General features: G+C 63.3%; 27 protein-coding genes and 1 pseudogene. 14 read left to right on the top strand and 14 right to left on the bottom strand.

Annotated elements, in window-relative coordinates; all coding sequences use genetic code 11:
• Nucleotides 1-72 precede the first annotated feature (72 nt).
• Both AC4P1R_RS09695 and AC4P1R_RS09690 read left to right on the top strand, forming a co-directional pair.
• On the top strand, nucleotides 73-498 hold the full coding sequence (locus AC4P1R_RS09695; protein ID WP_492176790.1) for a DUF983 domain-containing protein: 426 nt from the start codon (nucleotides 73-75) through the stop codon (nucleotides 496-498).
• 14 nt (nucleotides 499-512) lie between these two features.
• Entirely contained in the window at nucleotides 513-764 is a 252-nt protein-coding gene (locus AC4P1R_RS09690; RefSeq protein ID WP_492176788.1) for a GDCCVxC domain-containing (seleno)protein, read from the top strand.
• Nucleotides 765-897: 133 nt separating this feature from the next.
• Here AC4P1R_RS09690 and AC4P1R_RS09685 read toward each other — a convergent pair whose 3' ends face one another.
• Nucleotides 898-1,536, bottom strand: coding sequence for an NrsF family protein (locus AC4P1R_RS09685; RefSeq protein ID WP_492176787.1), 639 nt, complete (start codon nucleotides 1,534-1,536; stop codon nucleotides 898-900).
• Nucleotides 1,536-2,063, bottom strand: coding sequence for a sigma-70 family RNA polymerase sigma factor (locus tag AC4P1R_RS09680; RefSeq protein ID WP_069457288.1), 528 nt, complete (start codon nucleotides 2,061-2,063; stop codon nucleotides 1,536-1,538). The genes AC4P1R_RS09685 and AC4P1R_RS09680 overlap by 1 nt, the downstream gene beginning before the upstream one ends.
• Before the next feature lie 365 nt (nucleotides 2,064-2,428).
• Here AC4P1R_RS09680 and AC4P1R_RS09675 point away from each other — a divergent pair, with 365 nt between their 5' ends.
• From AC4P1R_RS09675 to AC4P1R_RS09660, 4 genes are all read left to right on the top strand, one after another.
• Nucleotides 2,429-2,752, top strand: a complete 324-nt coding sequence (locus AC4P1R_RS09675; RefSeq protein WP_069457289.1) for a BufA1 family periplasmic bufferin-type metallophore — start codon at nucleotides 2,429-2,431, stop codon at nucleotides 2,750-2,752.
• Nucleotides 2,753-2,885: 133 nt separating this feature from the next.
• Nucleotides 2,886-3,815, top strand: coding sequence for an MNIO family bufferin maturase (gene bufB, locus AC4P1R_RS09670; RefSeq protein ID WP_069457290.1), 930 nt, complete (start codon nucleotides 2,886-2,888; stop codon nucleotides 3,813-3,815).
• On the top strand, nucleotides 3,802-4,599 hold the full coding sequence (locus AC4P1R_RS09665; protein WP_492176786.1) for an HvfC/BufC family peptide modification chaperone: 798 nt from the start codon (nucleotides 3,802-3,804) through the stop codon (nucleotides 4,597-4,599). Before bufB ends, AC4P1R_RS09665 begins: the two co-directional genes overlap by 14 nt.
• Before the next feature lies 1 nt (nucleotide 4,600).
• Complete coding sequence (locus AC4P1R_RS09660; protein WP_492176784.1) at nucleotides 4,601-5,110, top strand: DoxX family protein; 510 nt, start codon at nucleotides 4,601-4,603, stop codon at nucleotides 5,108-5,110.
• Nucleotides 5,111-5,158: 48 nt separating this feature from the next.
• On the opposite strand, the gene AC4P1R_RS09655 is transcribed toward AC4P1R_RS09660, so the two are convergent.
• Nucleotides 5,159-5,770, bottom strand: coding sequence for a 2-hydroxychromene-2-carboxylate isomerase (locus AC4P1R_RS09655; protein WP_492176782.1), 612 nt, complete (start codon nucleotides 5,768-5,770; stop codon nucleotides 5,159-5,161).
• Nucleotides 5,771-5,922: 152 nt separating this feature from the next.
• Nucleotides 5,923-6,810: an NmrA family NAD(P)-binding protein gene (locus tag AC4P1R_RS09650; RefSeq protein ID WP_492176781.1), complete on the bottom strand. Its 888-nt coding sequence runs from the start codon at nucleotides 6,808-6,810 to the stop codon at nucleotides 5,923-5,925.
• Between the two features lie 146 nt (nucleotides 6,811-6,956).
• Here AC4P1R_RS09650 and AC4P1R_RS09645 point away from each other — a divergent pair, with 146 nt between their 5' ends.
• A complete protein-coding gene (locus AC4P1R_RS09645; RefSeq protein ID WP_492176780.1) occupies nucleotides 6,957-7,358 on the top strand; it encodes a winged helix-turn-helix transcriptional regulator in 402 nt (133 codons plus the stop codon).
• An 89-nt stretch (nucleotides 7,359-7,447) separates the two neighbouring features.
• The gene (locus AC4P1R_RS09640; RefSeq protein ID WP_492176779.1) at nucleotides 7,448-7,792 is read left to right on the top strand and encodes a hypothetical protein; all 345 of its coding nucleotides are present in this window, start codon (nucleotides 7,448-7,450) and stop codon (nucleotides 7,790-7,792) included.
• Between the two features lie 13 nt (nucleotides 7,793-7,805).
• Here AC4P1R_RS09640 and AC4P1R_RS09635 read toward each other — a convergent pair whose 3' ends face one another.
• Entirely contained in the window at nucleotides 7,806-8,543 is a 738-nt protein-coding gene (locus tag AC4P1R_RS09635) for an aspartate/glutamate racemase family protein (RefSeq protein WP_492176777.1), read from the bottom strand.
• Nucleotides 8,544-8,761: 218 nt separating this feature from the next.
• On the opposite strand from AC4P1R_RS09635, the gene AC4P1R_RS09630 reads away from it, so the two are divergent.
• Nucleotides 8,762-9,226, top strand: a complete 465-nt coding sequence (locus AC4P1R_RS09630; protein ID WP_069457297.1) for an Lrp/AsnC family transcriptional regulator — start codon at nucleotides 8,762-8,764, stop codon at nucleotides 9,224-9,226.
• 100 nt (nucleotides 9,227-9,326) lie between these two features.
• The gene (locus tag AC4P1R_RS09625) at nucleotides 9,327-10,610 is read left to right on the top strand and encodes an NAD(P)/FAD-dependent oxidoreductase (protein WP_492176775.1); all 1,284 of its coding nucleotides are present in this window, start codon (nucleotides 9,327-9,329) and stop codon (nucleotides 10,608-10,610) included.
• Nucleotides 10,611-10,714: 104 nt separating this feature from the next.
• Here the strand turns inward: AC4P1R_RS09625 and AC4P1R_RS09620 are convergent, their stop codons facing one another.
• Genes AC4P1R_RS09620 through AC4P1R_RS09610 form a run of 3 tightly spaced genes read right to left on the bottom strand, consistent with a single transcriptional unit; the run spans nucleotide 10,715 to nucleotide 13,850 of the window.
• The gene (locus AC4P1R_RS09620) at nucleotides 10,715-12,217 is read right to left on the bottom strand and encodes a tripartite tricarboxylate transporter permease (RefSeq protein WP_492176774.1); all 1,503 of its coding nucleotides are present in this window, start codon (nucleotides 12,215-12,217) and stop codon (nucleotides 10,715-10,717) included.
• A gap of 10 nt (nucleotides 12,218-12,227) precedes the next feature.
• Nucleotides 12,228-12,704 carry a tripartite tricarboxylate transporter TctB family protein gene (locus AC4P1R_RS09615; protein ID WP_492176773.1) on the bottom strand — a complete coding sequence of 159 codons (477 nt, stop codon included), beginning with the start codon at nucleotides 12,702-12,704 and terminating at the stop codon, nucleotides 12,228-12,230.
• A 54-nt stretch (nucleotides 12,705-12,758) separates the two neighbouring features.
• Nucleotides 12,759-13,850, bottom strand: coding sequence for a GntR family transcriptional regulator (locus tag AC4P1R_RS09610; RefSeq protein WP_492176771.1), 1,092 nt, complete (start codon nucleotides 13,848-13,850; stop codon nucleotides 12,759-12,761).
• 167 nt (nucleotides 13,851-14,017) lie between these two features.
• Between AC4P1R_RS09610 and AC4P1R_RS09605 the strand changes: the two genes are divergently transcribed.
• The 3 genes from AC4P1R_RS09605 (at nucleotide 14,018) to AC4P1R_RS09595 (ending at nucleotide 17,372) form a co-directional block, all read left to right on the top strand.
• The gene (locus AC4P1R_RS09605) at nucleotides 14,018-14,989 is read left to right on the top strand and encodes a Bug family tripartite tricarboxylate transporter substrate binding protein (RefSeq protein ID WP_492176770.1); all 972 of its coding nucleotides are present in this window, start codon (nucleotides 14,018-14,020) and stop codon (nucleotides 14,987-14,989) included.
• Nucleotides 14,990-15,070: 81 nt separating this feature from the next.
• The gene (locus AC4P1R_RS09600) at nucleotides 15,071-16,396 is read left to right on the top strand and encodes a class-II fumarase/aspartase family protein (protein ID WP_492176769.1); all 1,326 of its coding nucleotides are present in this window, start codon (nucleotides 15,071-15,073) and stop codon (nucleotides 16,394-16,396) included.
• Nucleotides 16,397-16,475: 79 nt separating this feature from the next.
• A complete protein-coding gene (locus AC4P1R_RS09595; RefSeq protein WP_492176767.1) occupies nucleotides 16,476-17,372 on the top strand; it encodes an aminoglycoside phosphotransferase family protein in 897 nt (298 codons plus the stop codon).
• 9 nt (nucleotides 17,373-17,381) lie between these two features.
• On the opposite strand, the gene AC4P1R_RS09590 is transcribed toward AC4P1R_RS09595, so the two are convergent.
• The 5 genes and pseudogenes from AC4P1R_RS09590 to AC4P1R_RS09570 form a co-directional block, all read right to left on the bottom strand.
• The gene (locus tag AC4P1R_RS09590; protein WP_492176766.1) at nucleotides 17,382-18,092 is read right to left on the bottom strand and encodes a thermonuclease family protein; all 711 of its coding nucleotides are present in this window, start codon (nucleotides 18,090-18,092) and stop codon (nucleotides 17,382-17,384) included.
• A gap of 96 nt (nucleotides 18,093-18,188) precedes the next feature.
• Nucleotides 18,189-19,002: pseudogene (locus tag AC4P1R_RS09585) on the bottom strand (3-methyl-2-oxobutanoate hydroxymethyltransferase).
• Nucleotides 18,999-20,255, bottom strand: coding sequence for an NAD(P)/FAD-dependent oxidoreductase (locus AC4P1R_RS09580; protein ID WP_492176765.1), 1,257 nt, complete (start codon nucleotides 20,253-20,255; stop codon nucleotides 18,999-19,001). Before AC4P1R_RS09580 ends, AC4P1R_RS09585 begins: the two are co-directional and overlap by 4 nt.
• 1 nt (nucleotide 20,256) lies before the next feature.
• On the bottom strand, nucleotides 20,257-20,577 hold the full coding sequence (locus AC4P1R_RS09575) for a MocE family 2Fe-2S type ferredoxin (RefSeq protein ID WP_069457302.1): 321 nt from the start codon (nucleotides 20,575-20,577) through the stop codon (nucleotides 20,257-20,259).
• A 26-nt stretch (nucleotides 20,578-20,603) separates the two neighbouring features.
• The gene (locus tag AC4P1R_RS09570) at nucleotides 20,604-21,698 is read right to left on the bottom strand and encodes a fatty acid desaturase family protein (RefSeq protein ID WP_069457303.1); all 1,095 of its coding nucleotides are present in this window, start codon (nucleotides 21,696-21,698) and stop codon (nucleotides 20,604-20,606) included.
• A gap of 108 nt (nucleotides 21,699-21,806) precedes the next feature.
• Here AC4P1R_RS09570 and AC4P1R_RS09565 point away from each other — a divergent pair, with 108 nt between their 5' ends.
• The gene (locus AC4P1R_RS09565; RefSeq protein WP_069457304.1) at nucleotides 21,807-22,856 is read left to right on the top strand and encodes a LacI family DNA-binding transcriptional regulator; all 1,050 of its coding nucleotides are present in this window, start codon (nucleotides 21,807-21,809) and stop codon (nucleotides 22,854-22,856) included.
• Nucleotides 22,857-22,954: 98 nt separating this feature from the next.
• Here the strand turns inward: AC4P1R_RS09565 and AC4P1R_RS09560 are convergent, their stop codons facing one another.
• Nucleotides 22,955-23,659 carry a TetR/AcrR family transcriptional regulator gene (locus tag AC4P1R_RS09560; RefSeq protein ID WP_069457305.1) on the bottom strand — a complete coding sequence of 235 codons (705 nt, stop codon included), beginning with the start codon at nucleotides 23,657-23,659 and terminating at the stop codon, nucleotides 22,955-22,957.
• Nucleotides 23,660-23,874 lie beyond the last annotated feature (215 nt).

The following is a 23,874-nucleotide window of genomic DNA, read 5'->3' as shown; positions in this document are numbered from 1 at the left end:
GATACGTGGAACGTGGGGTTCCGTCGCGGGTTTGTGAGCTATGCGCTGCCAGATTCTTTGAAAGGAAAAGCGATGTCTTCAACCGAAGAGTGGCCACCCCTGTCGCCGCTGCATACGGGCGTGCGAGGCCGTTGCCCCCGTTGCGGCGAGGGTCACCTGTTCGAGGGGTTCCTGAAGCTCAAGCGCGAGTGCGAAGTCTGCGGTCTGGATTATTCCTTTGCCGATCCGGCGGACGGACCGGCCTTCTTCGTCATCTGCTTCGCTTGCGTCCCGAGCGTCTTCCTCGGCGTTTGGCTGGAGGTGCAATACGGCGCGCCGCTTTGGGTGCACCTGCTGGTGACCGGCCCCTTCATGTTGCTGACCTGCATTCCGCCGCTCCGGCCGCTCAAGGGCTGGTTGGTTGCGAGCCAGTTCTTTTACAAGGCCGAGGAAGGCAAGGTCGCGCGGAAAGCAGCCGCACCTTCGTCTGAGCGAACGAATATCGGCGCAGTGCGGTGATTTGAAGTAAGATCATGCGGAGGTGGCAGAGGGCATTCCGCATGAGCGAATTGATCTCTATCCTGACCTGTCCAGCCTGCGGGCATCGATCGGCCGAGACCATGCCGACGGATGCCTGCCTGCATTTTTACACCTGCGAGCACTGTGGCCTGCTGCTCCGGCCGAAACAGGGGGATTGTTGCGTATTCTGTTCCTACGGTTCCCTGCCGTGCCCGCCGATACAGGACGAGCGAGCGCGCCGGCACTCGCCTAATTGCCGGCCGTAGGCCGCTTTACTTTCCCGATCCTTCTACAGCGCCGCGCGTCTAATTAGACGCGCAAAGGTCGCTGTAGCACTTTGAACTGCTGCATGTCTTTGTCCTTAAATCGAGGTCGATTAAAGGAGACATGCAGTAGCGGCTACCAGCGGGCGACGCGGTGCGCGCAAACCGCGCCGAGCAGCGTCAACATGGCGATTGCGATTGTATACCAGGTGGCCACGAACAGGGGTGAATCGTCGGTGCAATGGGCGGCATAGAAGGTCGCGGCGATACCGCCGGCCGTCAATCCGGCCATGGCACCCGCCAGCCTCGGACGGGACGGGGCGCCGTGGCGCAGGGCGATGAGCATGAGGGCCAGCGGCCCGAGGCCGATCAGCGGGATGAAGGTCAGGCAGACGAAAGCGTTGGTTCCGACGAGCCTCGCGGACCAGGTGCCGGGCGGTAGGACTGCGAGCTCGGCAACGACGGCCGCCAACAGCAGCGCCGGCGCGATGGCGAGACCGGGCAGCAATCCGCGTCTGCCCGTTTCCGGTCGGGACTGGGCGCGCAGGAGAGAAAAAGCGCTTGCCGCAAGCGCGGTCGTCACGACGAATTTGAAGAGGAAGCGAACCGTTTCCGCCGCGCTGGCGATATCCGTTCGCGGGCCGAGCAGGAAGAAGAAAACGATCGCGGCCGTGGCGACGGCAGTCCAGGCAGCCAAGGACCAGGCGAGTGCCATCGGCACGCCGCTCCGCCGGGTATCTGCCGCAAGTGCCTTGATAAGTTCCTGTGTTTCCATCAGTCGCGTCCAAATCTCTTGGCAATGGCGGCAAGGCCGCGATGGAGCGCGACGCGAACTGCCGTTTCCTTCATGTCGAGGCTTCTTGCCGCCTCGGCTATCGTGCGCCCCTCAAGCGAAATTGCCGTCACCACCGAGCGCTGGCCGGGCGACAGCGTCTCGAGTGCCCGGTCGATCTCCCAGCTCCTTGCGGTCTCGCTTTCCTCGGCCGCAAGCTGACCTTCCAACTCGCCGATTTCGATCCATGAGTGCCGCCCCATCCGCCTGAGGGCGTCGACGAGCTTGTGCCTGGCAACCGCATAGAGCCACGGCATCACGGGGCCATCGCTCCGCCAGGTGTGGCGCTTGATATGGATCGCCAGCAAGGTTTCCTGGACGATGTCTTCCGGATCCAGGCCGCCGAAGGTCGTCCGCCGTCGGGCCCAGGCGCGGACGAGCTCCGCAGCCTGCTCAAGGAAATCGCCATAGGCCCGCTCGTCGCCGTCGAGGGCGAGGCGGAAAAGTCCGGCGAGATCCTTGTCGTCCACCTTCTTCCTCCCAATTCGCCGGCTTTCGCCGATTGTTACATCGCCGCCCCAATTTTCCCCGTATTGCGCGGGAACGGCAATGTCTACCGCATGTCTTTGTCCCGTGCTCCACTTTGGAACAGAGCGCTACAGCAAATTTTGCGAAGACCCGGTTCTTTGCGAAGACTGGCGGTCCCGGTGTCATGCGGCGGCCGATCACGCTTACGGGCCTAACTGGAGTCAAGGCACGTAACGGTGAATTGCCGCGAATTCGTACTCACGAATGTGTGTAGACGAGCGACTGTAACATGTTCCGCATCGGCGACGAATGAGGCTTTGCGTGGCCCCGAAAGCGAGGCGCCATAACCATCAACATGGAGAGTCTCATGTCTGTGAAATCCTCGATCAACTCGGCAATGCTGGCCGGTGCCGTTGCGGCCGCCGTGTCATCCTTTGCTGTCGCCGCGCCGCTGTCGCAAGACGAAGTCAAGGCGGCCATGGATGCCGGCAAGGAGAAATGCTACGGCGTGGCGCTGGCGGGGCAGAATGACTGCGCAGCCGGCCCGGGCACGACCTGCCAAGCCACCTCGACCGTCGATTACCAGGGCAATGCCTGGAAATTCGTCGATGGCGGCACCTGCACGACGATGGAACTGCCGGGCGGCCGCATGGGCTCGATGGAGCCGCTTTCGCGCGACGTTCCGTCTTAAGCCGCAACCGCTGGAGCGGGATGCGCATGCGTTCGCGTCACCGCTCTAGCACTTTGAATTGCTGCATGTCTTTGTCCCTAAATCGAAGTCGATGACAGGAGACACGCAGTAGACCCGGAAAGTGGAGGCATCGATGCCCGAATTGGCAATTCACCCGGATCGCGGCGCGTCGGCCGGCCTTCGCTTTCCGGCTCACGCGATCGACGGCCTGGCCGGCACCAGCTTCAAGCACCAGCACCTGCCGTCCATCCTTGCGGACGAAGAGCAGGATCGCGGGTTCTTCGAGGTACATGCCGAAAACTACATGGGCGCGGGCGGCCCGCCGCATGCGGCGCTTCTCCGCATCCGCGAGGACCATCCCGTCTCGCTCCACGGCGTCGCGATGTCGATCGGCGGTCCGCAGCCGCTGGACAAGGCCCATCTCGCCCGCTTTGCGGCGCTTGTCGAACGATACGAGCCACAACTCGTCTCCGAACATCTCGCCTGGTCGACTCACAGCACGGCCTATTACAACGACCTCTTGCCGCTGCCCTATACGGAGGCCACCTTGCGGCGCGTCTCGGAGCATATCGACGAGGTCCAGGAGGCGATCGGACGGCGGCTCCTCATCGAAAATCCCTCGACCTATCTCCTGTTCAAGGAATCGACGATGAGCGAGACCGCCTTCATCCGCGAGATCGTCAGGCGCACCGGCTGCGGCCTGCTGCTCGACGTCAACAATGTCTTCGTCTCGGCGACCAATCACGGCTTCTCCGCTCTCGATTATCTTTCGGACTATCCGCTCGAAGATGTCGGCGAGATCCACCTCGCCGGACACGCGGAGCAGCAGGACGACGAGGGCGACCTTCTTTTGATCGACAGCCACGACGGCCCGGTCGCCGATGCGGTGTGGAGGCTCTTCGACATCGTCATCGGCCGCTGCGGCCCGATCCCGACGCTCATCGAATGGGATAGCGCCATTCCCGACTGGCCGGTTTTGAAGGCCGAGGCGAAGGCGGCGCAGTCGATCCTCGACCGGCATGCGGCGAGCTTCGGACAGGAGAAGATGCATGCGCTCGGTTAGCTTATCGTCGCCCGAACCCGCCTGCGGCCGCTATGCGGAGGGCTTCACGCCCGGACTGCTCGATCCTTCTTGCGCGACGCCCGGCTTCGTCGCCGGCCCGAACGGCAAAGCGGCCGACAGGCGCTTCAATGTCTATCGCAACAATGTGACCGTCAGTCTCATGAACGCGCTCGCGGACATATATCCGGCGACCCTGCGCATCACGGGAGAGGCGTTCTTTCGCGCCATGGCGCGGTTCCACGTTCGCGAGACGCCGCCGACATCGCCGCTTCTCTTCGAATACGGCCGGGATTTTCCCGATTTCATCGAACGTTACGAATATGCGCAATCCATGCCGTGGCTGGCGGATGTGGCGCGGATCGAGCGGGCCTGGCTCGACGCCTATCACGCGGCGGACGGTGCCGTGCTGTCGCCGGCCGAGCTTGCCGCGGTGCCGCCGGACCGGCTTGGGGACCTCGTCTTCGAAGCGCATCCGGCGACGCGCATCGTGCGCTCCGCCTATCCGGCGGTGACGATCTTTTCGGTGAACCGGGCCAGTGGGCCGGTTGGACGGATCGAAACGACGGCCGCGGAGAGCGCTCTGGTGACGCGGCCGGCGCTCGACGTGGAGGTGCGCCGTCTTGCGCCGGGCGCCGACCGGTTTCTCGGCGGCCTGGTCGCGGGGGAGACGATGGAGCGTGCGGCTTCCGCGGCAGGCGCGGTAAACGCGGATTTCGATCCCGCGGCCGCGATCCGCACGATGCTCGAGGCGGGCGCCTTCGCGGCGATCCGCCATGGAGGATGAGATGCTGACATCCATACGAAAGCTCTTCGATAACCCCGAGGCCGGAGGGAGGGCCGGCTGGCTCGGCCGCATCGATGGTCTCGTTGCCGCCATGGCGCCCGCATCCCTTGCCCAGCTTGCCTTGCGCTTCGCCCTGGCCGTCCCCTTCTGGCGCTCCGGCATGAGCAAGTGGGACGGCTTCCTGCAACTGAACGATACTGCCGTTCTTCTCTTCACATCGGAGTTCAAACTGCATCTGCCGGGGGGGCCCTATGACTATCCGGCGCCGGCCATGATGGCATTCGTGGTCGCCTGCGCCGAGGTGCTGCTGCCGACCCTGCTGGTGCTGGGACTTGCAACCCGACTTGCCGCGCTCGGACTGCTGGCGATGACCATCTTCATTCAGCTCACCGTGCCGGATGGATGGCCGATTCACCTGACCTGGGCGGCGATGGCGCTTGCCATCGTCACCTGGGGAGCCGGGAAGTTGTCGGCGGATGGGTGGCTCGGCGCGAGAGCGGGAAAGGCGTGAACAAATTTTTGCCCTTCATCGGGCCTGCCCGTCCTCCACCACCACGCACTACCCCGGGTTCCCTTGGTCGAGGTTGTGTTGCCATGCGATGGCATCTTCCAGGCGATCGTGACCCCAGAACAGTTCGCCGTCGGCGACGAAGGAAGGCGAGCCGAAGATGCCGATCTCTCTCGCTTCATTGGTCGCGGCATCCAGCGTCGCAATTCCGGCTTCCGAGTTTGCCAGTCCCAGCACGCGAGCCGGGTCCTGGCCCGCTTCCCTGATGCTCGCCGAGAGGTTCGGTTCGCCGCCGGCCGGCTCGCGGTCGACGAACCAGTGCCGGTAGCTGGCGATCGCATAGGTGGGGCACCAGCCTTCGCCGGCGGCGAGCGCGGCCACGCGGTTCGCCCGTTCGAATTCGGCGAGCGGATAGGGGATCGGCAAGCGGACGGTCAGGCCGAATCTCGCCGCCTGTCTTTCGATGTCGCGCCACATGTAGGTGGCCTTCAGCGGCCTGTCGGCGAAAGGAGCATCGTTCGCCTCGACCTGGATTGCGCGAGCGTCGAAGGCGCGCCAACGAACCTCGACCGCCGCCCTTTCGGCGATCTCGGATAGCCGCATCACGGCCAGAAAGGTGTAGGGACTTCCTATCGAAAACCAGAAATCGAGCGGTGCCGGCATCGTCCTTCCTCCCGTCTCGCGAAACCAAGCAACAGCGAGCATAACGGTGCGCTGAGGCGAGAGGGTGGCGGGGGTGGGCTCTTCGGCGTCAAAGTCGGGTAAGCGACAGGCCCGGTAGATCCGGCCGGGCCCATCCTCGTTGCATGGTCAGGTCATTGCGCCAGTGCGGCCTTGTTCGCCTCGAGGAAGGCGGAGAGGCCGAGCGGGGCCTTGCCGGTGAGGGTGGCGACATCGTCGGTGACGACATCGAAATGGCCCTCGCGGGTGTTGGCGTCGAAGGAGACCAGAATGGGGACGAGGAAGTCCGGCAGGCAGGCGCCCTTCAGGCCGCCCGCCAGCGCTTCGTCGGAAATCTGGACCACATCCAGCTTCCTGCCCGTCGCCGCGGCGGCGAGAGCGGCGATCTCTTCCGTGGTGCGGGCCCCAGAGCCGGTCAGCGTGTAGGTGCGGCTTTCGCTTGATCCCGCTTCCAGTGCGGCGGCCGCGGCCCTGGCGAGATCGGCGCGGGCGACGTGCGAGATGCGGCCGTTGCCGGCGGACGAGAACCATTGCCCGCTTGCGAGTGCATGCGGCAGCGCCAGGAACAGGTTTTCCATATACCAGGCATTGCGCAGGATCGTGTGGGGGATGCCGGTCGCCTTGATGGCGTTTTCGGTGCCGAGATGATCGGCGGCAAAGGGGATCACCGATTGGTCCGGGTTCGGCATGGAGGTATAGAGGATGTGCTTGACGCCCGCCTTCTTCGCGGCTGCGACGGCGGCGAGGTGCTGCTTCAGCCGCTTGCCAGGCTGGTCCAGCACGTCGGTCGAGACGATCAGGATGCGGTCGGCGCCGGCAAAGGCCGTGTCGAGCGAGGCGGGATCGTCGAAGTCGGCGCTGCGCGTCTCCACGCCCTGGGCGGCGTAATCGGCGAGCTTGGCCACGTCGCGGCTGGTGGCGATGATGTGGGCGGGATCCGTCTTGCCGGAGGCAAGAAGCGCATTGAGGACGAGCTTGCCGAACTGACCTGCAGCACCGGTCACGAGCAATGTTTCAGCCATGGTCTACCTTTCCGTTTCTCTCCAGCCGCGTCCATGGGCTCATGACGAATGCTGGTCTCTTTTTGAGAGTTGCTCTTATCCCGTAATCTGGTAAGAGCTGTAAAGGAGGCAGTTTTTTCTGCTGTGGTTACGGAAAGGGAACCGTCATGAACGAGGCCACGGAGAAGGTTGAGGGCAGGCGGGCAATCCTCGTCGGCGGGGTGCCGATGGACATGGACAATTGCCCGGTGCGTGACGTGATGGATCACATAGGCGGCAAATGGAATTCGCTGATGATCCTGACGCTGGCCGATGGTCCCTTGCGCTTTTCCGAACTTCGGCGGCTCATCCCGGACATATCGCAGCGCATGCTGACGCAGACGCTGCGCGATCTGCAGCGCGACGGCTATTTGAGCCGCACCGTCTACCCGACGCAGCCGCCGAGCGTCGAATACGGCCTGACCGATCTGGGCCGCTCGTTCCTCAAGGTGCTGAGACTATTCGTCGACTGGTCGGTGGAAAATCACGCAGCGATCCGCCGGGCGCGTGCGGAGTTCGACGTGGCGTGAATAGCGGTCCGGGCGTGATGGCGTAAAATAGCAGATGGCGTAAAATCGCTGTATCGAATGATGGTCGCTCCCTTGATCGGAGTCGTCCAATGGTACGCAGGTCCGCCTTGCTTGTCGCCGCCGCCATCGGCACCTTCCCTGCCGGTGGTCATGGGCATTATACGGAACGCGGCTGGGCGTACCCGCCGGCCTGTTGCAAGGGGAGTAATCAGGGCGGCGACTGCCAGCGCATTCCGGGCGGCACTGTCCGGAAGGGAAAGCATGGGTTTTCGGTCATCCTCGGCCCCGGAGACCACTATAGGGTGACGAGGGAGCATATGTTCCTGATCCCCTATGGGGATGAGATTCCGTCAGGAGACGGCGATTATCACATCTGCCTGCACCCGACGGAAGATCACATGAACTGCTTCTTCGCGCCCCCAGACGGCGCTTGAAGGCGGTCTCATATCAGGCTGCGGCGTGCATCCTCTCCGCGCCAAGGGCAAATTCGACGGCGGCCTCGGCATGGATCGCAGTGGAATCGAAGCCCGGCAGGGGCAGGCGGGCGGGGTCGAGGATCAGGCAGATTTCGGTGCAGCCGAGGATCACGGCGTCGGCGCCGGCCGACTTCGCCTGTTCGATCAATGCGCTAAGCGCCTCCCGCGAGGCGTCCAGCACGTGACCGGCGCAGAGCTCGTCGAATATGACATTGTGGGTGAGCGTGCGTCCCTCGGCGTCCGGTACCATCACATCAATGCCGTGCGCGCGCATGCGCTCGGCATAGAAGCCGTGTTCCATCGTATAGCGCGTGGCAAGCAGCAGCGGTTTTCGGCATCCGGCGGCCTTCAACCGAAGCGCGGTCTCGTCGATGATGTTTATGAGCGGCACGCCGACTGCCGCCTGAACGGCGTCCGCGATCAGATGCATGGTGTTGGTGCAGATCAGCACGCACTCGGCGCCGGCCGCCTCCAGCCCTCGCGCGACTTCGGAGAGGCGCCGGGCGGCCTCATCCCAGCGGCCGGCCTTCTGCAGGTCGACGATCCGCTGGAAATCGACGGAGTGGAGAAGGACTTCGGCAGAGTGCAGCGCGCCGAGCCGGGCGCGAACGGCCTCGTTGACCATTCGATAGTAGATTGCCGAGCTTTCAAAGCTCATGCCGCCGATCAGGCCGATCTTGCGCAATTCCCCGATTTTCCGCCTTGCCATCTCTCGTCCCCTGGTTTTCGATTGCAGCGTCGGAACCGAATGTCGGAGTGAGCGTTGCCACTGCAACCCGGTTTGACGAACGGATTATGGCGCGGCGCTGCCGGAATGTGTTTGCGTTTAGGGGCGTAACCCGGTCAACTCGCGCAAGTGAGTTGCGCCATGTGAATATTTTGTGCAAACAATCAGCGCGTTATTTTTGTTCGTGAGGAGTGGTGAGCGTGCTGGACGACAGGGACCGAAAGCTGCTCATGCTTCTGCAGGAGGATGCGAGCGTTGCCATGGGCGATCTTGCCGATCGCGTGAACCTTTCGCTTTCCGCCTGTTCACGCCGCATCCAGCGGCTGGAGGAAGCGGGTTATGTCGCGCGGCGGATCGTGGTGCTCGATCGGGAAAAGATGGGTGTACCGACGACGCTTTTCGCGCTTATCAAGACCGCGCACCATTCGGATGAGTGGATCGAAAAATTCCGGCGGGTGATCAGCGACATACCCGAGATCGTCGAAGTGCATCGGCTGACCGGCAATTATGACTATATCGTCAAGGTCGTGCTGCCGCGCGTCGAGCATTACGACGTCGTCTACAAACAGATCGTCCGGAAGGTGGAGCTCTTCGACGTCTCCGCCTCGATTTCTATGGAAGTGCTGAAAAGCGGCACGGCCGTGCCGGTCGACTACGCAGAATGATAGATGAGCTTTGCTTCTCCGGCATGGAACTCTTGCCGAACTGGAGCTTGCGTCCTCGCCTTCGAGCAGGCAGGCTGACCCGGAAAGCGAGGCAGGAGCCATGTCGGAAGGACATCATGTCGTCGTCGTCGGTGGCGGCTTTGGCGGGTTGCAGCTGGTCAATGATCTTAAGGGCGCGGCGGTTCGGATCACCCTGATCGACCGGCGCAACCATCATCTGTTCCAGCCGCTGCTCTACCAGGTCGCGACGACGGTGCTGGCGACCTCCGAAATCGCCTGGCCGATCCGCCGCCTCTACCGGGACCGCCCTGAGGTGACGACGCTTCTCGGCGAAGTGATCGGGGTCGATCCCGTTGCCCGGACCGTCTCGCTCGAAAGCGGACAGGCGATTACCTATGACACGCTGGTCCTGGCGACCGGCGCGACCCACGCCTATTTCGGTCATGACGAGTGGGCAGCGGTGGCGCCCGGGCTGAAGACGCTCGAGGATGCGACCACCATTCGCCGCCGCATTCTCCTGGCCTTCGAGCGGGCGGAACTCGAGCAGGATCCGGAGAGGCGCGATGTGCTGCTGACCTTCACCATTATCGGCGCCGGGCCGACCGGGGTCGAGCTTGCGGGCATCATCGCCGAAATGGCCCACAGGATCTTGCCGCCCGAGTTTCGCCGGATCGATACGCGTCGGGCGCGGATCGTGCTCGTAGAAGCGGGATCGCGCATTCTTCCCGCATTCAGTGAAGCGCTTTCCGGCTATGCCGGGCGCGAATTGAAAGAGCTCGGCGTCGAGGTGCTGACCGGAACGCCGGTGACCGATTGCAGCGCTGCCGGCGTGATGATCGGCGATCGCTTCGTGCCGAGCTGCACGCTCGTCTGGGCGGCCGGCGTTCAGGCTTCGCCCGCCGCGCACTGGCTCGGCATTCCGGCCGACCGCGCCGGTCGCGCGCTGGTCGGGAAGGACCTGACGGCGCCGGACTATCCGGAGGTCTTCGTCATCGGTGATACCGCGTCGATCAGTCGGGCCGACGGCAAGCCGGTGCCGGGCATCGCGCCCGCCGCCAAGCAGCAGGGCGCTTTCGTCGCCAAAACGATCCGGGCCAGGCTCGAAGGAAGGTCGGCGCCGGGTCCGTTCCGCTATCGCCACCAGGGAAGCCTCGCCACCATCGGCAGGCGCGCCGCCATCATCGATTTCGGCCGCATCAAGCTCAAGGGTGCGCTCGCCTGGTGGATCTGGGGCATCGCCCACATTTATTTCCTGATCGGCACCCGCAGCCGTTTCGCGGTCGCCTGGAGCTGGCTGTGGACCTTTCTAAGCGGCCAGCACAGCGCCCGCTTGATCACGCAGAAGGAAACAGAGGACGTGGAGGCCGTAGAGTTGCGGGATTGACGGCGGCCAGGCGAGATCGGTACTGGTTTACAGCGACAGGCTGCCTCGTCGCCCGGCGAACCGCTGACCGTCCACGATCATGAAACGCGTTGGGCTGGCAAGCTCTACTCCTCCTGAAACGCTTCCTCTCTCTTCCTGCGAACGACCGGCAGAACCACCAACAGGAGCAGTATTGCCGCGATTGCGAGCAGGACAGCGCTCAGGGGCCGCGTCAGAAAGACGCTGGGATCCCCCTTCGAGAACAGCAACGTCCGGCGCAGGAATTCCTCCATCATTGGCCCCAGGATGAAGGCGAGCAGCATGGGAGCCGGTTCGGCGTCAAGCTTGCGGAATAAGTATCCCACCACGCCGAACAGGGCCATGGCATAGACGTCGAAGAGGCTGTTGTTGACACTGAAGACGCCAATGGCGCAGAGCGCGATGATCGACGGAAAGAGGAAGTGATAAGGGATCGCGATCATTCGCACCCACAGACCGATCATCGGCAGGTTCAGAACGAGCAGCATCAGATTGCCGATCCACATTGAGGCGATCAGACCCCAGAACAGCGTAGGCTGCTCCATCATCACTGACGGGCCGGGCTGGATGCCCTGGATCAGCATGGCGCCGATCATCAGTGCCATTACCGAATTGGACGGCAGGCCCAGCGTGAGCATCGGGATGAAGGAGGTCTGCGCCCCGGCATTGTTGGCCGATTCCGGTCCAGCCACGCCCTCTATCGCGCCCCTGCCGAAGCGTTGAGGCTCCTGCGACAGGCGCTTCTCGAGCGAATAGGAGCCGAAGGCGGCGAGCGCCGCCCCGCCGCCCGGCAGAATACCGAGCACCGAGCCGAGCGCGGTGCCTCGCGCGATCGGACCGAGAATGCGTTTCCAGTCGTCGCGTGTGGGCATCAGGTTCGTGACCTTGCGGGTCAGGAGCGTGCGCTCCGCCTCGTTTTCGAGGTTCGCCGCTATTTCGCCGAGTCCGAAAATGCCCATGGCGAGCACGACGAAATTGATGCCATCGGCCAGCATCGGGACGTCGAAGGTGTAGCGCGGCAGGGCGGAATTAACGTCGGTGCCGACCATCCCGAGCAAGAGGCCGACCAAGATCATGCCGATCGCATGCAGGAGCGATCCCGAGGCCATGACGACCGAGGCGATCAGGCCGAGCACCATCAGGGTGAAATATTCGGCCGGGCCGAATTGTAACGCGACCTCCGCGAGTACCGGCGCAAACAGAGCGATCAGAACGGTCGCGACCGTGCCGGCGATGAAGGAGCCTATGGCGGCGGTCGAGAGCGCGCGCCCCGCCTGTCCTTGGCGGGCAAGTTGGTGACCATCAAGCGCAGTGACCACCGATGACGGCTCCCCCGGCAGATTGACGAGGATTGCTGTGGTTGAGCCGCCGTACTGAGCGCCGTAATAAATGCCGGCCAGCATGATCAATGCAGTTTCGGACGGCAGACCGAATGTCAGCGGCAGGAGCATGGCGATGGTCGCGACTGGACCAAGGCCCGGCAGCACCCCTATGGCCGTGCCGAGGAAGACGCCGAGCAGGCAATAGCCGAGGTTGGTGATCGAGGAGGCGACGGTGAGGCCGAGCCAGAGATTGGAGAACATGTCCATTGTGTCGCCCTCAAAAAGCAATGATGCCGGAGAACCACCAGCCGAGCAGCGGCATCGGCACGCCGAGCCCCTTCACGAACACGAGTGAGCAGAAGAGGACGAGGCCGATCATTGCGGCGATCGCCTTGGGACTAATCGCGAATTTCTCACTGGCCATGGCCGAAACCAGGATCAGCACGGTAAGTGCCGACGGCAGGCCGGCGCCCAACAGGAGCGCGCCGAACAGGCAGACAGATAAAGTGACAAGGGCGAGCCCTTTCCAATTCATCGCGTCGATCGCCGGTCCCTCGACGAGGATGCTCCGCACCAGGGTCGCGACGCCGAAAAGGAGGAGGAGAGCGGAGATCAAGATGGGGAAGTAACCGGGTCCCATCCTGCCAGCGGTGCCGAGGCCATAATCCCATGCAATGGCAAGGCCCGCGCCGCCGAGCAGGAGATAAAGCAGGCCGCTGCCGAAGTCCTTTTCCGACCTAATCTTCAAAACCATCTTTTCCTCCCTTGTCGAGTTCGGAACCCGGCATTCAGGCGGGTTCGTCAGTGTTCATGGTGTGGCCGTCGAGAGCGACGGCCCTTCGACCTCATGCATCTGCGTGAAGGTCAACCCATAGGGCGCATGCGGATTTTCCCAGCGGCTCTTCATGCGGGCATAGAGCGCTTCCGCCTGATCGAGCGCGCTGTAGCCGATGAGATGGAAAAAGCCGTCGCGCTCTGCCTCGATATCGCTGCGCCCCAGCAGGACGACGGAAATGTCTTCCGGAACCTTGATATCGCGGGCAAAGAGGCCGGCGCGCAGGCGCTGACCGCTCTCGACACCCCAGAGCAGGACGGCTTTCCGGCCGCGGCTCGGACCGCGCACGATCGCCGCGATGCGCTCCAGGGTGGCGAGCTCGAATTCCTTGGATGGCAAGGCCGGGATCAGGGTCGGCTCGCGCAGGAAAGCAGCCGTTTCCGCCTCTTCGCGGAGATGGTGATAGCGATGTAGGCCGAGTTGGTTGGCGAGGAAGGGGCGAGCCGTCGTCAGGAAATGGATTTCGTCGTGACCCCTCGACAACAGCAGGCGTATTGCGTGCTCCACGGGACGGCCCCATTCGAAGCCTATCGCATCGATGTCGGTTCCGACCAGCCACGCGCCGTCGACGATGATGTTGTCCGTCTTCCGGCGGAGCGCCGCGAGCATCTCGACCGGCATCTGTTCGAATGAATTCTGGATTATGCAGGCATTGAAGCGCGGCAGTGACTGCAGCACATGACGCGCATGACTGGCATCCGAATACCCGACTTCCAGAGTCAGGTCGCCACCCGCCGTCACCATTGCCTGAAGCCGATCCATGACGAGACGGGCACGCTGCGTGGCGGTTGGGCGCCGCAGCAGAATGACGCTGCGTCCCTGTTTGGGCGCGACCCGACCACCCGGCGCCGGCTGCAAGGCCATGCCGCCGGTAAAGAAGGTCCCCCGCCCGATCTGAGCGTCGATCAGGCCCTCGTCCTTCAAGGCCTTGAGCGCGCTCTGGACCCCCGGCTGGGACAGCTTGAAGTCGCGCATCAGACTTCGCACAGTCGGCAAGCGATCCCCCGGCTGCGCATTGGTAGCGACCGATTTCAGATAGTCCTGCAGCTTTTCAATTTTGCTCATCGTCACCTCCGTAACACAATACAATTTGTATCATCAAGAATGTATTATTGAAAAGTGGGAAGTTTTGTATTGATGCGGAGAATGAGTGAAATTAATGCAGTTGTGAGTAAGGATGATACTTCTTACGAAGATACATATTGTATCAACCGGTAGAGGAGGAATGATCGATGTCTCGTTCAATTTGGAAAACATTCGCAGCGCTGGCGCTTTCGGCTCTGCTTGCTTCGCCTGCGGCGCAAGCGCAATCGACGGCCCCAATCACGCTGCTCGTCGGCTACTCGGCCGGGGGCAGCGCCGATCTCGCCGCGCGGATTATCGCCCCGGAAATCGCCACCCGCCTTGGACGCACCGTCGTCGTCGAGAACGCCACGGGCGCGAGCGGCATGATCGCGCTGCAAAGACTCATCAACAGCGCCGCGGACACGAACACGATCTACTACGGCGGCTTCGACACGGTGGCAGTGCCGATGACCAATGCAAAGGTAATGGTCAACTGGGAAACCGACACCGTGCCGGCCGCACGCACGACGACCACGTCGATGGCGGTCGTCGTTCCGGCACAGTCGCCCCATCAGGACCTCGCGGCGCTGGCGGCGGCCGCACAGGCGGCGCCTGAAACGGTCAGTTACGGCTCGCCGGGCATCGGTTCGGCGCAGCATCTGCTCGGCGAACTCATCTCCCAGCGTGCCGGCGTCAAGTTCCTGCACGCGCCCTATCGCGGTGGCGCTCAGGTAACGAACGACTTGCTGGCGGGCGTGCTGGACTCGGCCGTGCTGACCCTTTCGACGGCCTTGCCGCTCGCCAAGGAAGGCAAGATTCGCGTCCTCGCCCTGTCGGGCCAGGAACGTGCCGGACAGTTGCCGGACGTTCCCACCCTTGCCGAATTGCCGGGCTTCGACGCCCTGACCTTCCCGCTCTGGCAAGGCGTCTTCGCCAAGGCCGGCTCGCCGGACGACTTCGTTGCGGCCCTCGACAAGGCGATCTCCGAAGCGCTTGCCAGCCCCGATGTTGCGAAGCGCTATGCCGACGCCGGCTTCGCGGCTTCGCCGCTTTCCGCCGGCGCGTTCAAGATCTTCATCACGACACAGGCCGGGACCTACAAGGGCATTATCGACAGCGCGAAGATCGCCGCCGAGTGAGCTCCCCCGAGTGGCGTCGGCAGCCTATCTCCGGCGCCACCGCTTATCCTTGCGTCGTCAGCGTTCGAAGAGGAGTCCGGAATGACCATCGGCATGTTCAGTTCGTTCATCACCCGGCATTGGTTCAGCAAGGTGGCGGTCGACATCTGGTCGGACGAGGCAACGCTGCAGGCGTGGCTGGAGGTCGAGGCCGCTTTGGCCGTTGCCCAGGCGAAGCTCGGCCTCATCCCCTCCGAGGCCGCCGACAGGATAGCGACGTGCTGCAACGCCAACGCGTTCGACTTCGAGCGCCTCAGCAAGGAAATCGCCTTCGCCCAGCATCCTTTCGTGCCGGTCCTCAAGCAGCTCGAGGAACGGTGTGGAGAACCGGCTGCCGGCTTCATCCACTGGGGCGCGACCACCCAGAACATTTTCGACACGGCGATTGCCCTGCAGCTCAAGAAGACTCATCAGCATCTGATCTCCGTGCTCGAAAGGACGGAAGGACGGCTGAAAAGCCTGGCCTTCCAACACAGCCGCACCTTGCAGGCCGGACGGACGCACGGCCAGCACGCCCTGCCGATGACATTCGGCTTCAAGGTTGCCGGATGGCACGAGGAAATCCGCCGCAGTCGTCAAAGACTGGCAGAGCGCGGAGGAGAATCGTTCCTGACCTATTTCGGAGGCGCCATCGGAACATTCGCCGCGATGGGCGGAAGGGGGCGCGCGGTGGAGGACGAGGTTGCCCGGTTCCTTGGCCTCAGACCGGCGCGGTTGCCGCTTCGATCTTCATTCGACCGAGTCGCCGACTATCTGTCCGCGCTTGCGGTGCTTGCCGGCTCGATTCACAAGATCGCGCAGGACATCGTGTTTATGCAAAGGTCGGAAATTGGCGAGATCGAGGAAGCCTTCCATATGGGCAAGGTCGGGAGTTCGACCATGGCACAGAAGCGCAATCCCTCGACTGCCCTGGTTCTTGTCAGCCTCTGCCGCATGCTGGAAGCCCGGCTGCCGATGATCCTGGCCGGCATGGTCCGTATGGACGAGGGCGATTCCTCCGCCACGAACATCTCCGACATCGTCGTCGGCGAAATCGCTATCCTGGCGGCATCGATTGCAGAGGCCGCTGAGCGCGTCCTATCTGGCCTCCATGTCAATGCCGAGAACATGCGGCGCAATCTCGAACTCACGCAGGGGCTCATCCTGTCGGAATCGGCGATGATGCAGCTTTCGCCGCGCATCGGCCGACACAAGGCGCATCATCTGCTCTACGAAGCCGCACAACGCACGGCGATCGAGGGCACGGCCTTCTCGCAAACCCTATCCGAAGCGCTAAAACGTGCCGGGATTTCCGATATGGCGCTCGATCTCAAACCGGAAAATTACCTCGGCGAGATTGACGAGATCATAGAGGATCTGGGCAGGTGAGGCGCGAGGCCGTGCAGTTGCGGGATTGACGCTTGACGTGCAAGATCTGCGTTGGTTTTCAGCGACAGGTTGTCTCGCCATGTCATCCCCTGCCGAAGAGATCGTGATCGATGTGCCGCTGGTCCGGCGCCTGGTTGCGGAGCAGTTCCCGCAATGGACCGATCTGCCGGTAAGGCCCGTCGCCTTCGGCGGCTGGGACAATCGGACGTTCCGTCTCGGCGATCACATGACGGTGCGACTGCCGAGCGCTGCGCACTACGTGCAGCAGGTGGAGAAGGAGCAGCGCTGGCTGCCGCTTCTGGCGCCGCATCTGCCGCTGCCTATCCCCGCGCCACTGGCCTTGGGACGTCCGGGCGAGGGCTACCCCTGGCCCTGGTCTGTCTATCGATGGCGCGAAGGCGAGATCGCCACCCATGCCGTCATCGACGATGTCACCGCCTTTGCCGCAGCGCTTGCCGCATTCCTCATAAAATTGCAGGCGATCGATGCGGATGGCGGTCCGCCGCCGGGTGCGCACAACTTCTTTCGCGGCGGGCCGCTGGCGGTCTATGACGAGCAGACCCGCCGGGCGCTCGATGCGCTCGACGGCACGATCGATACGGCCGCGGCGCGGGATCTGTGGGAGGAGGCGCTTTCCAGCGAATGGAGCGGCTCCCCGGTCTGGTTCCACGGCGACGTCGCCTCCGGCAATCTCCTGGTGGAGGGCGGCCGCTTGAGCGCCGTCATCGACTTCGGCACATCGGGCGTCGGGGACCCCGCCTGCGACCTATCGATCGCCTGGACGATGTTCAAGGGCGAGAGCCGCGAGGTTTTTCGCGCAGCGCTTCCCCTCGACGAAGGGACCTGGACGCGCGGGCGCGCCTGGACTCTCTGGAAGGCGATGATTGTCGCTGCCGGCATGATGGGCAATGATCGGCTCGAAATCGAGCGATCTCGGTGCCTCATCGCAGAGGTTCTCTCCGATCACGCGCACTGACGTGTCTCGTCAACCCGAAACGCGGGCCGTCGTGGGGCCGCACCAGGCGGCCGGCCGAGCGGTCCGTTTGCGTACCAGACCCTCGGCAAGCAGAATGCCCCCAATCGACCTTCCGTTTCTCGTCACCAGCCGTCGCTTGCCGGCTTCCCCGTCGACAAAACCCGCCGGCGCATCGACCACCGTGAACTGGCCGGCGTTCAGCAATTCTCTGAGCCGGGCCTTGGCGTGCGCGCCGCGCGAGCGCTCCTCGTCGCATTTCGCAAGCTTCGTTTCCGGCGCGTCAATATCGGCGATCAGGATTCTTTCGCCATTGAAGAGGAAGGAATCGCCATCGATCACGCAATTGTCGTGACGAATGCCGCAGAAATAGAAGGTGGTGCTGTCGGCAGAGCGGCCGGTCGGCAATGGCGCCGCCTGTTCCACGGGCCTTTCCATCGGCGGCGGCACGGCCACTTTGGGCTTCGGAGCGATCGAGCCGGTATGCTCCTGCGGCCGGACGATGCGAGGCGTCGGGGGCTTCGGCTTCGGCTTCGTTTCGGGTTCGGAGAGCAGAGCCACCACCTCCCGCCCGCCCGGCAGTCGACTGAATTTTTCCCAATGCTCGTGCGCGACGATGCCGCCGATGAGAGCGAGCGCGGCAAGGTACCACGGCGCCATGCCGTCCCGGCTGCTCTTCCGTTTCGTGCTGCGCCTGCGCTTCCTGGTATTTGCCTTGGCCATCCGATTCGGTCCTCGATTGCGCGGGCATTATCGAGGCGAGGAGTTGCTGAAAGGTTGCGGGACGGCGACAGTCGGAGCAGACCGGCATAAGCGGTATTACCGACTGTTGCCATTTGACTCGCTGAGTTTCCTGACAAATTCCGCCAGGATCTCGCCATCCAACGGAACGACGTGCCCGGAGGCTGGATATGTTCCGCGAGCCACGTCATCGGCGAAGTCTCGAAACGCACCTATGCGCTCCGACTGGAGCCGGTCGTACTCGGCAGCGAAATTGCGGTAGGTCTTCGAGTGGCGCGGATAGTGGCCCTTGTGCGATCCTAAGATGTCGACTGCAAACATGTACTGGCCATCGCACCCGGCTCCAGCTCCCATCGACATCAATATGAGCGAGGTTCGGCTGCAGATTTCGGCGGCAACAGACTCCGGAACCACTTCGATTTCGGCCATCACCGCGCCGGCCATTTCGAGCTCCGTAACGTTGCGCCAGATTTCCATCGCACTCTCGACGGTCTTACCGACTGCCTTGAAGCCGCCCGTCCAGGTGATCTGGGAGGGGATCATCCCGACATGGCCGCAGACCGGAATGCGTTCCTCGGCAAGACGTCTGACGATGCGCAAGCTGGCAGCACAGTAGACCGCATCGGCTCCGGCGCGGCGCGCTTCGAAGGCAGCACGCAGATACTCCTTCGCCGTCGCGTATATGCCATAGCTCAGGCTGGCCACGCAATAGCGAGGGCGCCGCGTCTCGGAAATCCGGATGTGTGAGCAGGCTCGGAGGCACCGAAATCATGTCGATGCCGGCCTGCTCGGCGGCGGCGGCGTCCTCGGCAGTCTCGACGCGCAACATGACGAGTTGGCGTTTGCCTTTCAGTGCCCGCAGGTCGGCCACCGTCATCTTTCTGCTGATCATGATTTCCCCTCCGCGGGCTGTGCGGACCGCATGAGCGATCTGAGGCTGACACTGCTGTCGGCGAGCAGCACAGGATCGGGGCGACAGCCGCCCAGGATCATTTGCTCGGCGATCTTGATGTCCTTGGCGACGCTCGTGCCCGGACCGACCGCCGAGGCAGCGATCAACCGGCCGTCCACTGCGAGCTGGAATAGGGCAATGCCGGACTCGCCTAGTCTGCGCTCGATCGATTCGGCGGCAGGATCTGCCAACCCCGTCACCTGAAGCCCGAGCTCGTATTGGTCCGTCCAGAACCATGGCGCGGCATTGAACGGCGCGTTGTCTCCAAGCATCGATGAAGCCGCATGCTCGCCCTGTTGCCGGGCGTTGCGCCAGCTTTCCAGTCGCGTGTGCCGGCCCCCGAGCAATTGAAGCGGAAAGCGGCAGCAGTCGCCTGCCGCGAAGATGTGGGGGTCACTCGTAGCCAGGCGGGCGTCGACCACGATGCCGTCGTCGCACGCCAGACCGCAGGCGCGCGCAAGCGCATCGTCAGGCGACGCGCCGACGCCGATAATCACGAGATCGGCCTGCACCGTCTCCCCGGTCGCGAGCCGGATCGTAACCATTGATGGCTCGGCCTCGACGGCATCGATGCGCGCGCCGGTCACGATGCGCACGCCTGCCTCGGCGTGCCGACCGGCGATGATGTCCGCAATCGCCGTCGGCACGGCCCGTTTCAGGATGCGATCCTGCGCCTCTACAACGACGACCGGCGCGCCGGATTGTCGCGCGACCGCCGCCAGTTCGAGGCCGATGAAGCCAGCGCCGATCATAACGAGCCGCAACCCCGAACGCACGGTGCGGTGAAATCGGCGGGCGTCATCCAGCGTGCGTAGGGTCATGATGCGCTCGCTTCGTGGCCATGCGTTTGGGCGGCGGGGGCTTGCGCCGGTCGCCAGCAACAGCACGTCATAGTCCAGCGTGCTCCCATCCCGGAAAGCCACCGATCGCGCCGCCCTGTCGATCGACACCGCCTGCCGGCCCGAAACGAACGAGATACCGGCCGAGTCGAGCAAGGCGCGGGTGATGATCGGTTTCGCCTCGATTTCACGACCGTCAGCCCCCGGCTTGGAAAGCGGCGGCCTCTCATAGGGCTCGTGCACTTCGTCGCCGACGAGGGTCACGGTCCCCTCATAGCCGCGGGCTCGCAGGCCGAGCGCGGCTGCGCATCCAGCCTCGCCGGCGCCGACGATCACCATGCCGCGCGCGGTCATCTCAGGCGACCGCGATCTTGACCCTGCCGCCATCGAGCGCGACAGGATAGACGCCGAGGTTCACGCAGACCGGACCACTCAGGGCCTTGCCGCTGCGGTAGTCGAACCGACCGTTGTGCTTGGGGCATTCGATCACGTGGTCCATCACCAGCCCATCTGCGAGCGACACTTGTTCGTGCGTGCACAGGCCGTCCGTGGCGAAGAAGGCGCCGTCCGGGTCACGATAGATGGCGTATGTCTTGCCTCCATGGTCGAAGCGGATGACGTCTTCTTCGTCGATGTCATCCACGCCGCAGACGTCAATCCAGTCATGTTCAGACATGGCGCTAAACTCCGAAGCTGTTGTGGTTACTGGGCGGGCTGCGGCATCACCACGAGATTGTGAAGCTCGTGGCGATACGATTTGGCGGTGGCCGGCAATTCGCGCTTGATGTGGTGGTTGGGGTCGCGCACCTGCCGCAATACCGCCGGCACGATTTCCCGGTAGGCAGCCCAAAGACTTGGACACGGTGTCGGCACATCGTGCTTCATCAACTCGTGAAGCTGCGGCAGTGCGTAGTAGGGCACCATGGGGAACATGTGGTGCTCGACGTGGTAATTCATGTTCCAGTAGACGAAGCGGAACAGCGGGTTCATCAGTACCGTGCGTGAGTTCAGACGATGGTCGAGCACATCCTCGGCAAGACCCGCGTGCTGGGTGAGATCGAACAGTCTCGCCAACCAGGCGCCGTAGATGGTTGGCAGCGCGCCGATCAGCAGGACCGGAAACCAGCTTCCCAGCGCCAGCGACAATGCGGCGGTCCCGGCATGGATCGCCAGCCAGACGCGCGCCGTCCTGAACACGGCTGGCCTCATGCTTTCGGGGATGAATTCGATCTCGTCCTGCGTGAGTCGCCCAAGGCTGTGGCGGATCACCGAGATCGTGGTGTTCCAGACCCCGCCAACGGCAAAGAAGCTCACCAGGATCAGTGGCAGATTGGGCGGACGCTTGACAGCGATTTCCGGATCGCGGCCGACGATCAGCGTGTCCGTGTGGTGCCGGGCGTGGCTCCAGCGGGTTACCTCCGGCTCGCGCATGATCATGAAACTGGCGACCTGGTACACCAGGTCGTTCATCCAGAACGTGCGGAAGGCAGTGCCGTGGCCGCATTCGTGCCAGCGAGAATCCGAAGCAGAGCCGTAGAACACGCCGTAGAGCGCGAAGAAAGGCAGCGCGATCCACGAACCGCTGAACCAGATGCCGCCGGCTGCGCTTGCCACCAGCAGCGCCACCCACAGCAGCGTGTCTCTGATCGCAGGGCCATCGCGGCGTTGCATCAGCGATTTCATCGCCTTGCGCGGAATATCGGTGTGGTACCATTCGGCGGTGGCCAGGCCAGCCGCGACCGCTTCTCGCGAACTCGGCCCGACGAGGCTGTAGTCGCGTTGCTTTCCGTCCGACATCGTCTTCTCCTCGCGCGATCGATTGCACGATCATCGAACGAAAGATTGTCGCTCTCAACGCGGGATGATATTTCCTCTCAAATACGTCTTTCTATGAAAGAAACTGTCATGCAGCGAGAAGCCGGAACGCAACGCGTCACACTCACCGACGTCGCACGCGCGGCCGGCGTCAGTCTCGCCACAGTCGACAGGGTGCTGAACGGGCGAGCACCGGTCAGCGGCAAGCGGGCGCAACTGGTCTATGACGCGGCGCGGACGCTCGGCTATCACGGGCTGCCGATCCTTCGCGCTCGCGCGCCGGTGCCCCGCGAGCGCATGCGGCTCGGCGTTGCGATCCGGCGGCGACACCATCCCTTCTACCAGCGGATCGAGGCCGAGCTGCGTGCGGCAGCAGCTCGCCATTTGTCGGCCGAAGTGGAACTCGCATTCCATTATCAAGCCGACAATTCGCCCGCCGAGGCGGTTCGGCTTGCCCGCGAGATGGGCGCACATTGCGACGCGATTGCAATGATGGCGCCGGACAGTCCGGACCTGCGCGACGCGATTCTCGGCCTGCGCCAGCGCAAGGTGTTCACCTTCTCCATCCTGTCGGATTTCGCCGTCGATTTCCGCCACGCCTATGTCGGAGTCGACAATCGCCAGGCTGGGCGCGCCGCCGCATGGGGCATTGCCCACACCGCCAGGCGCGCGGGTCGGGTCGCCCTGGTAACGGGCGTCCACCACTTCGCCGCCCAGGAAATGCGCGAGCTTGGCTTCCGCTCCTACATGCGCGAACGAGGTCCCCAGTTCGAGATCGTCGATACGGCGGCGGTTGCCGAGTCTCCAGACGCGGTGCGCCTGGCGACCTCGCAGCTTCTCGACAGCCACAACGATCTGGTCGGTGTCTATGTCGCGAGTGGCGGCTTCGAGGGCGCGCTCGAAGCTCTGGCGGCGCGCGGCCGTGAAAAGGCGGTCTCGCTCGTCGTCAATGAGATCACGCCTGTCTCGCGGCAGGCGCTGCTGTCGGGTACGGTGTCAATGGTGATCGCGACCCCGGTGCGGGCCTTCGCTCAACAACTGGTAGAGGAAGTGGTCACGGCGGTCCGGACCACGGGCGGCGAGCTATCGCGTCCCGAGGCGCTGCCCTTCGACATAGTCATCTCGGAAAATGCAGTTTGATGTGGGCATTGTCGCTCGGGCCCGACATCAAGTGAGATGTGGCAACGGGCGGGCGGTGCCGCTCCGCCAGTTGAACTCGGGCGCATTGGCCCATTGCGTCAGCGTTCGTATTCGGAACTGAATCCGGTCATGTCGGTGTCGAGGCGACCCAAGATGGTCAGCAGTATCTCCTGCTTGCGCGCTCTCTGGAATGCGGCCGATTGCATGTCCACGTTGAATGCCGCCGAAAAAGTCGCGCGATTCGAGACGTTGAAGAAGCATAGTGCGGAGATTGTCATGTGAACCTCGACCGGCGAGATCGCGCGCCGGAAGAGACCCATCTCATAGCCCTTTCTGAGCAGCCGCTCGATTCGAAGGATGACTGGCTGATGAAGTTCCAGAACTGCGGACGAGGTCGCCAGGAAGCGGGCGTCGTTGAGGTTCTCCGTCATCAGCAGCTTGACGTAGGTGGGATGCGTGAAATGGAAGTCGAAGGAGAAGCCGACGAGGTTCTTCAGCGATTGTCGGGGATCGTCCTCCTCGAGATTGATCGCGATCTCGGCGGTGCGCATACGCCGGTAGCCGTTCTCGAGCACGGCCAGATACAGCTTCGCCTTGGAGGAGAAGTAATAATAGATCATGCGCTTGCTGCGCTTGGTCTTGGCCGCAATGCTGTCGAGCCTCGCGCCGCCGAAGCCGTGGCGCGCGAACTCGGCCTCGGCCGCATTCAGAATGTCCGCCCGGGTACGGTCTGGATCGTTGCTCGGAAGGGACCGCGCGTATCTGCGGCCACGACCCGTTCTGCCTGGCGACTGCTCGTTCATTCCCTCGACCTTGGACTCTGCGTCCCCGTGTTTATCGCGACAAACCACCTTCGTTCAACCTGCGTGATCCTATAGCACGCCAGCCGGGCACCCGTGATGAACCGTATCGGTCATTTTTCGTCGGCGAAAAGATAGCATGAACGTGGTCCAACTATCGCACGTTTCGACGTCAATCTAATGATATATAACGATAAAATGGGCCGTTGCCGTCATCT

Source organism: Sinorhizobium sp. Y406, from assembly GCF_058732025.1.
This window is presented reverse-complemented; position numbering and strand designations above follow the sequence as displayed.

Coding starts and splice junctions, on each gene's coding strand:
- AC4P1R_RS09695 (WP_492176790.1), top strand. CDS start 73: ATGTCTTCAACCGAAGAGTGGCCACCCCTGTCGCCGCTGCATACGGGC.
- AC4P1R_RS09690 (WP_492176788.1), top strand. CDS start 513: ATGCGGAGGTGGCAGAGGGCATTCCGCATGAGCGAATTGATCTCTATC.
- AC4P1R_RS09685 (WP_492176787.1), bottom strand. CDS start 1,536: ATGGAAACACAGGAACTTATCAAGGCACTTGCGGCAGATACCCGGCGG.
- AC4P1R_RS09675 (WP_069457289.1), top strand. CDS start 2,429: ATGTCTGTGAAATCCTCGATCAACTCGGCAATGCTGGCCGGTGCCGTT.
- bufB (WP_069457290.1), top strand. CDS start 2,886: ATGCCCGAATTGGCAATTCACCCGGATCGCGGCGCGTCGGCCGGCCTT.
- AC4P1R_RS09665 (WP_492176786.1), top strand. CDS start 3,802: ATGCGCTCGGTTAGCTTATCGTCGCCCGAACCCGCCTGCGGCCGCTAT.
- AC4P1R_RS09660 (WP_492176784.1), top strand. CDS start 4,601: ATGCTGACATCCATACGAAAGCTCTTCGATAACCCCGAGGCCGGAGGG.
- AC4P1R_RS09655 (WP_492176782.1), bottom strand. CDS start 5,770: ATGCCGGCACCGCTCGATTTCTGGTTTTCGATAGGAAGTCCCTACACC.
- AC4P1R_RS09650 (WP_492176781.1), bottom strand. CDS start 6,810: ATGGCTGAAACATTGCTCGTGACCGGTGCTGCAGGTCAGTTCGGCAAG.
- AC4P1R_RS09645 (WP_492176780.1), top strand. CDS start 6,957: ATGAACGAGGCCACGGAGAAGGTTGAGGGCAGGCGGGCAATCCTCGTC.
- AC4P1R_RS09640 (WP_492176779.1), top strand. CDS start 7,448: ATGGTACGCAGGTCCGCCTTGCTTGTCGCCGCCGCCATCGGCACCTTC.
- AC4P1R_RS09635 (WP_492176777.1), bottom strand. CDS start 8,543: ATGGCAAGGCGGAAAATCGGGGAATTGCGCAAGATCGGCCTGATCGGC.
- AC4P1R_RS09625 (WP_492176775.1), top strand. CDS start 9,327: ATGTCGGAAGGACATCATGTCGTCGTCGTCGGTGGCGGCTTTGGCGGG.
- AC4P1R_RS09620 (WP_492176774.1), bottom strand. CDS start 12,217: ATGGACATGTTCTCCAATCTCTGGCTCGGCCTCACCGTCGCCTCCTCG.
- AC4P1R_RS09615 (WP_492176773.1), bottom strand. CDS start 12,704: ATGGTTTTGAAGATTAGGTCGGAAAAGGACTTCGGCAGCGGCCTGCTT.
- AC4P1R_RS09610 (WP_492176771.1), bottom strand. CDS start 13,850: ATGAGCAAAATTGAAAAGCTGCAGGACTATCTGAAATCGGTCGCTACC.
- AC4P1R_RS09605 (WP_492176770.1), top strand. CDS start 14,018: ATGTCTCGTTCAATTTGGAAAACATTCGCAGCGCTGGCGCTTTCGGCT.
- AC4P1R_RS09600 (WP_492176769.1), top strand. CDS start 15,071: ATGACCATCGGCATGTTCAGTTCGTTCATCACCCGGCATTGGTTCAGC.
- AC4P1R_RS09595 (WP_492176767.1), top strand. CDS start 16,476: ATGTCATCCCCTGCCGAAGAGATCGTGATCGATGTGCCGCTGGTCCGG.
- AC4P1R_RS09590 (WP_492176766.1), bottom strand. CDS start 18,092: ATGGCCAAGGCAAATACCAGGAAGCGCAGGCGCAGCACGAAACGGAAG.
- AC4P1R_RS09580 (WP_492176765.1), bottom strand. CDS start 20,255: ATGACCGCGCGCGGCATGGTGATCGTCGGCGCCGGCGAGGCTGGATGC.
- AC4P1R_RS09575 (WP_069457302.1), bottom strand. CDS start 20,577: ATGTCTGAACATGACTGGATTGACGTCTGCGGCGTGGATGACATCGAC.
- AC4P1R_RS09570 (WP_069457303.1), bottom strand. CDS start 21,698: ATGTCGGACGGAAAGCAACGCGACTACAGCCTCGTCGGGCCGAGTTCG.
- AC4P1R_RS09565 (WP_069457304.1), top strand. CDS start 21,807: ATGCAGCGAGAAGCCGGAACGCAACGCGTCACACTCACCGACGTCGCA.
- AC4P1R_RS09560 (WP_069457305.1), bottom strand. CDS start 23,659: ATGAACGAGCAGTCGCCAGGCAGAACGGGTCGTGGCCGCAGATACGCG.